This window comes from Mesorhizobium sp. M7A.F.Ca.ET.027.03.2.1 (assembly GCF_003999175.1).
In the GTDB taxonomy this organism is placed as follows: domain Bacteria; phylum Pseudomonadota; class Alphaproteobacteria; order Rhizobiales; family Rhizobiaceae; genus Mesorhizobium.
Window position 1 is genome coordinate 1 of record NZ_RZOM01000272.1, and the last position, 6,289, is coordinate 6,289.

General features: G+C 64.8%; 6 protein-coding genes. 3 read left to right on the forward strand and 3 right to left on the reverse strand.

The window, feature by feature from the left end; translation table 11 throughout:
* The 3 genes from EN750_RS14125 to EN750_RS14135 all read right to left on the reverse strand — a co-directional run.
* On the reverse strand, positions 1–1,104 hold a 1,104-nt coding region (locus EN750_RS14125; protein ID WP_145967639.1), incomplete at its 3' end, for an acyltransferase.
* A gap of 612 nt (positions 1,105–1,716) precedes the next feature.
* Positions 1,717–2,958 (reverse strand): ATP-binding protein, encoded by a 1,242-nt coding sequence (locus EN750_RS14130; RefSeq protein WP_127396778.1) that lies wholly within the window; start codon positions 2,956–2,958, stop codon positions 1,717–1,719.
* Positions 2,955–3,683, reverse strand: a complete 729-nt coding sequence (locus EN750_RS14135) for a response regulator (RefSeq protein WP_127396779.1) — start codon at positions 3,681–3,683, stop codon at positions 2,955–2,957. Before EN750_RS14135 ends, EN750_RS14130 begins: the two co-directional genes overlap by 4 nt.
* A 211-nt stretch (positions 3,684–3,894) precedes the next feature.
* Here EN750_RS14135 and EN750_RS14140 point away from each other — a divergent pair, with 211 nt between their 5' ends.
* The 3 genes from EN750_RS14140 to EN750_RS14150 all read left to right on the forward strand — a co-directional run.
* Positions 3,895–4,569, forward strand: a complete 675-nt coding sequence (locus tag EN750_RS14140; RefSeq protein ID WP_127327739.1) for a hypothetical protein — start codon at positions 3,895–3,897, stop codon at positions 4,567–4,569.
* 166 nt (positions 4,570–4,735) lie between these two features.
* Positions 4,736–4,930, forward strand: coding sequence for a hypothetical protein (locus EN750_RS14145; RefSeq protein ID WP_127396780.1), 195 nt, complete (start codon positions 4,736–4,738; stop codon positions 4,928–4,930).
* Positions 4,931–5,173: 243 nt separating this feature from the next.
* Positions 5,174–6,289: efflux RND transporter periplasmic adaptor subunit (locus EN750_RS14150; protein WP_127396781.1), on the forward strand; the 1,116-nt coding region annotated here is incomplete at its 3' end.

Below are 6,289 nucleotides of genomic sequence, written 5' to 3' on the forward strand. Positions count from 1 at the left end.
TCCCCTATGTCGCGCGCACCCGCCATGGCCGACCTGTGCGGGGCGGGTGCGCGCGACATAGGGGAAGTAGCGCTTCAGGCTGTTGAGCGGCCTCTCGAAAACCACCCAGGAAATCCAGGCCGCGACAATCGTGGCGGCGCCCGCAACCAGGAATCGCCCTGGCCCTTGCGCCGAGACGTTGAGCGGAATCCAGGGCTGCGCCTTGACGGCGAGCGACAGCAATATCGGATGATAGAGATAGACGCCGTAGCTGATGCGGCCGAGGCCAAGCAGCGGCGGCAGTTCGGCAAGCCTGCCCAGGATGCCGCCAAGGCCGCGCGAACAGGCTGCTACGATGACCATCAGCGGCACCAGGGGCAGGACTTCCCGCAGCAGCCAGCGGGCCCATTCCAGTGTCGGATCGGCGGGCTCCGGGACTAACCACTCGATGACAAGGAATGCGGCCGCGAAGGCAGGCCAGCCCAGCCGCATCCAGTGCGGCAGGCCGGCGCCCCTAAAATGCCAGCAGGCAAGCAGCGCGCCCGTCGCCAGCGCATCCATGGATGCCGGCGGCAGCAGGTCGCGCGCCAGCGCCGGCGTGGCGGTGATCGGCCAATAGAATCGATAGGCCAGCGACAGCGCGATGACAGCGATGCAGATGGCCTCGAAGCGGCGGCGTGGGGCCAGCAGGACGACCAGCGGCCAGGCAAGATAGAACTGCTCCTCGATGCTCAGGCTCCAGAAATGGCCCAGTACCCAAGGATTCCAGTTATTGTGCTGCGCATACCAGAAGTTCGACAGATAAAGCGCATGCCAGACCAGCGACCCCCTGGACTGATCCAGGTCGACCAGCCAGACGAAACCCAGGACGGCAAAATAGGGCGGGAATATCCGCAACATCCGCCGGATGTAGAAGGAGCGCAGCGCCGGGCCGGTTTCGAATTCGGTGGCCGAGCGCGCCTCCAGGAGCAGGCGCGTGATCAGGAAGCCGCTCAGCACGAAGAACAGCCGCACACCGATATGGCCCCAGAACGAAGGTCCCTCCGCGAAGAAATGGGAATACAACACCATCGTTACGGCGATAGCTCTCAACGCATCAAGTTGGATGTCACGGGCGCTTCCCATCAGCGGCTTCCGCCGGCGTGATATCCGCGATGAGGCCGCCAGCCGGCCGTTTCGAGCGGCAGGCTAAGGCGGACGAGACCCGCCAAGGCACCCGCAAATCCGCGCATTGCGAGCACGGCCGGGCCGGGCTCGAAATCGACGGACGGACAACTCAAGCTGGTCAACCTGGCGGAATCCTCCACGGCGTATGTCCAGTCGCAAACGAGTCCCCCCAGGACATCGTTCGGCTACGGCATTGTGCAGCGCAACACAAAATATCTACCCGGCTGAAATACTTATGTGAGCAAGTGCTAAAAATTGACAAAACCGGCCGGTTCTCGCCATTTCTGGGGAGTTTCCTCAGAATTAAACCTTGGCGTTTAAATTGTGCCGATATTCCCGCCCCGGTTGATTGAGGGGAGCTCTTGGCTTGAGAGCCTAGTTCTTTGTGAGGTCGCAAGAAATTCTGGAATCTATATTTTGGATAATATGGATTCGATCCTGGTTCCGCAGAGAAATGAGTTGGAGCCATTGGCTTTGCGCAGTGCAGCATGGTCGCCGTTTTTTCGTCGGTTGCCGCACGCAACGTCCGTCACTCGGCTGAGCGAGCATCTGCTGTGGGCCGCCATCCCGTCACACCGCGTCGAACACCACCGTCTGTTCCAGCCCGCCGCCCCGGCGGTTTTCCAGCGTTACCGTGCCCCCGTAGCGCTCGATGATCTCCTTGGCGATGGCGAGGCCAAGACCGGCTCCGGGGACGGATTGCAGGCGGCCGGGGTTGACGCGGAAGAAGGGCTCGAACGCCTTGTTCAGGAGTTCCGTGGGTATGCCCGGGCCATGGTCAGATATGGTCAGCACGGCGCGATTGTCGGCTGCGGCCAGGTCGATGCGGCACGCCTTGCCATGGGTGGCGGCGTTGACGATCAGGTTGCGCAAGGCGCGGCGCAGGCCAAGCGCGCCGGCCCGCACGCAAACCTTGTCCAGGTGCCCGATCGAGACGGCATGGCCGAGCGATGCCATCTCGGCTTCGATATCGCGCACCGTCTTTGCCAGGTCGACCGCTTCGACGGCGTCCTGGTTCACCTCTTCGCGCACCAGGCGGATGGCGCTGTCGGCGATGCGGTCGAGTTCGTCGAGGTCGTGAAGCCATTTGTCGCGTTCGTCGTCGAGGAATTCGGCGCGCAGCCGCATGCGCGTCATCGGCGTTCGCAGATCATGGCCGGCGGCGGCGACCAGCCGCATGCGGCTTTCCATGGCGGTCCGCAGCCGCGACGAGAGTTGGTTCAGCGCATGCGCGGTGGCCTTGACCTCGGCCGAGCCCACTTCCGGCACCGCCGCCAGCACGCCGTCCGATCCGATCTTGGAGACGGCGGCCTCCAACATCTCGAGCGGGCGGATCAGCACCGAGGTGAAATAGACCGACACCGCCGTGGCGCCGGCGACGATCAGCGAGATCCAGCCTGCCAGAACCAGCCATTCGCGCCTTGGCGGCTTGAGGTGCGGCACCTCCATGATCGCCCAGCGGCTGTCAGGCAGGTGCATCGATGCGATCTGGCCGGGTTCGTCCGCCTTCTCGTTGACGACCGCCGGAAAGTCGAGGCCACGGCGGTGCAGGATGTCGTTGAGCATCGCCGTTTCGGCACGAGCCACCTTGCCGCCCGCCGGATGGTCGGCGAATTGCACCCGCAGGACGTCGGGGATCGGCCCCGGCAAAAGCCGCACCACCAGTTCCATCTGTTGGGCAATCCAGGGCACGGTCAGTTCCGGTGGCGGTCCGCCGCCGCGCACGCTGATGACGGCGGCCGTCGCCAGGCCGACGACGCCGACGATCGAGGCGACCAGCAGCAGGATGAGACGGCGGCGCAGCGAATTCACGCCTGGCTCTCCACGGTCTCGACGCGCGCGGTGAGCTGGTAGCCGCCATTGCGCACGGTCTTGAACAGCGGCCCGTCGCCGCTGTCCGAAAATTTCCGGCGCAACCGGCTCACCAGCACATCGACCGAACGCTCGAGCGGGTCGCGCTCGCGGCCTTGCGTCAGGTCGAGAAGCTGGTCGCGCGATAAAAGCCGGCCGGGGCGGTCGAGAAACACCTGCAAGAGGTCGAACTCGGCGCCCGTAAGGTCGACGGCCACGCCTTGTGCATCCGTCACCTTGCGGGTGTCCGGCTCCAGCCTGTAGCCGGCGAAGCGGTAGGTACGCGCGCGCGGGGAGGCGGGCGCCTCCTCGGGCGCCGAGCGCCTGAGCACGGCACGGATGCGGGCAATGAGCTCACGCGGGTTGAACGGCTTGCCGAGATAGTCGTCGGCGCCGAGTTCCAGGCCAATGATGCGGTCGACATCTTCCTTCAGCGCGGTCAGCAGGATGATCGGGGTGTGCGGCTTGCGGTCGCGCAAGCCGCGGCAGATATCGAGCCCCGAGCCGTCCGGCAGCATCACGTCGAGCACGATCAGGTCGAACTGGCCCGCACCAAGCCGTTGCTCGCATTCGCGCCGGTCCGCCGCCGCCGTGACGCGAAAGCCCTGGCTGTCGAGATAGCGCTGGAGAAGCGTCCTGATCTCGCGGTCGTCGTCAACGACGAGGATATGGGGTTGTGACTGCATCAATCGTGCCCTTGCCTTGGCCACGATTATAGGAGGAGCCGCGCCCGAGCGGCATGGAAAATTGCAACCGAACGTTTCCGGCGGGTCATGGGAAACATTCGGAAACAAATTGCCCTTTTGCGGAAACCTTCGGCAACACGCCGACGCGAAGCGGACAAAGACGCTTCCTATCCTCTGAACTGTCCGAAGCATGAGAGAAAGGAACATCTTTATGCGAAGCAGACTTCTTGCGCTCGGCCTGTTTTCCGTCGCCGCAATTCACCCCGCGCTGGCAGCGCAGCCCGATCCCGGCGCCGGACCCGGCGAGCCGCCACCTGTCATGGCCATTCAGGACGGCCTGGATCACGGCCCGATGGCTGGACCCGGCCCGCATGGACCGATGCGGCCTGGCTCACAGGGTTTTGGCCCGCAGGGCTTTGGCCCCCGCCGCATGGGTCCGCCGCCGGAATTCATGCTGGCCGCCCGGCTCGCCGCGCTGGAGACCCGCGTTGGCATCCGCACCGAACAACTCGACGCCTGGCGCGACTACACCAGCGCGCTGCAGGCGGTGCTTTCGCCGCCTCAGCCTGACCACGGGCGGCCCGGTAGTGCTGAAGCGAAGGGTCCCGACGCGGCGGGTCCCGGCGGCAAGCCTGATCCTTTCGCGTTCCAGGAAAAGCTGGCCGACGATGTCACCGCCCGCGCGGTTTCGGCCGGTAAACTGAAGGACGCGATCGCGGAACTGCGTGCCAAGCTGACGCCCGAACAACTCGAAGTCCTCGCTTCGGCGGAACGCCCCCATGGATCACCCCCCGGTCCCTGGGGCGGGCCGCCGAACGATGCAGCCGGCCCCAGAGGCCTGCCCAACGATGGCAGGCAGCTCTCGCCCCAGCCCGGGAACGACTGACAACTCTGACCGACTGCACCGGCCGGCCCGGTACCCAACCCGTTCTCGGGCCGGCCGGTTCTCCGGGGGATGGCGGGCGTATCCCTGCCATCCCTCGTTTCAATCACGTCCAGTTCGAATGACGCCAATTCGAACCATGCAATGGAAGCACGACAATGTGGGAACCATGATCATGCTGCGGCTGCTCGCGTCCGCCAGCCCGAGGCTCTCGTTTGGTCCTGCCGGGCGCGATATGCCGCTGGCCCTCCCGGTCGACACGCTGAAGGGCGCGATCCGCCTGCGCTTCGCCGCCTGGCGGCTGTCGCTTCCGCTCTCGCAGCCGCTCGACAACCATGGACATCATGACCGCAAGATCGCGTGAACTCCGGCAAGGCGCTTGGCATGTCCTCGCTGATCGGCATAATGATGTTGGTGGGCATCGAGGCCAGCTACTCGACTTTCGAGCAGCTCCGGCCGCCGAGAAGGAGCGCGACATGAGCCGCTTCCAAGCATTGCTCGTCGCCGCCCGCCGACGGGTGCGGCCTATCATCATATGGATCGGCATGCCCCTCGACCAAGCGGTCCATTGCCAACGCGTACACAACTCCAGGGAAAGATCCAGGCCATGATTTCCAAGCCTAGCCAGCCTCGTTTTTCGGCACGCCATCTGGCGCCCTGGGCCGCGATGTTCGCCGCTGCCTTTCTGCTGGCGTCCTGCTCGCAGGAGGGCAGCGCCCCCGCCGGCATGGGCACGCCCGGCAAGCCGGAAGTCGGCGTCGTCACGCTGCGCCCGCAATCGGTGGCGATAACAGCCGAACTGCCGGGACGGACGTCTGCCTCGCTGACCGCCGATGTGCGTCCGCAGGTCAACGGCATCATCCAGGCGCGGCTGTTCAAGGAAGGCAGTGAGGTGGTGGTCGGGCAGCCGCTCTACCTCATCAATCCGGCGAGCTACCAGGCAGCCTATGACAGCGCGCAGGCAGCCCAGCAGAAGGCCGAAGCGGCGGTGCCGACCGCGCAGGCCAAGTTCGACCGCTATGCCGGCCTGTTGAAGCAGAACGTTGTTTCCAAACAGGATTATGACGATGCTGCGGCAACGCTGGCGCAGGCCAACGCGGATGTTGCATCCGCCAAGGCCAGTGTCGAGACCGCGCGCATCAACCTCGACTACACCAAGATTACCGCGCCGATCGCCGGTCGCATTGATAAGTCGTCGCTGACGCCGGGCGCGCTCGTCACCGCCAACCAGGACACCTTGCTCACCACCATCCGTTCGCTAGATCCGATCAATGTCGATGTCACACAATCGAGCACCAATCTGCTCAATCTGCGCCAGGCCATCAATGAGGGCCGGCTGAAGTTCAGCGGCCCCAATGTCAGCGTCAAGCTGAAGCTGGAGAACGGCACCATCTACACGCAGACCGGCAAGCTGGAATTCGCCGGCGCCAATGTCGACCAGACCACCGGCACTTTCGCTCTCAGGGCCGAGTTCCCCAACCCAGATCGTCTGCTTTTGCCGGGCATGTATGTGCGCGCGCTGGTCGAGGAGGGCGTTGCCCAGAACAGTTTCCTGGTGCCGCAGCGCGGCGTCAGCCGCAACACCAAGGGCGAGGCGACTGCCATGGTCATCAACGCGCAAGGGAAAGTCGAGACACGCGTGCTCGCAGTGCGCAACAGCGTCGGCAACAACTGGCTGGTGGATTCAGGCGTCGGAGACGGCGACCGCGTCATTGTCGAGGGC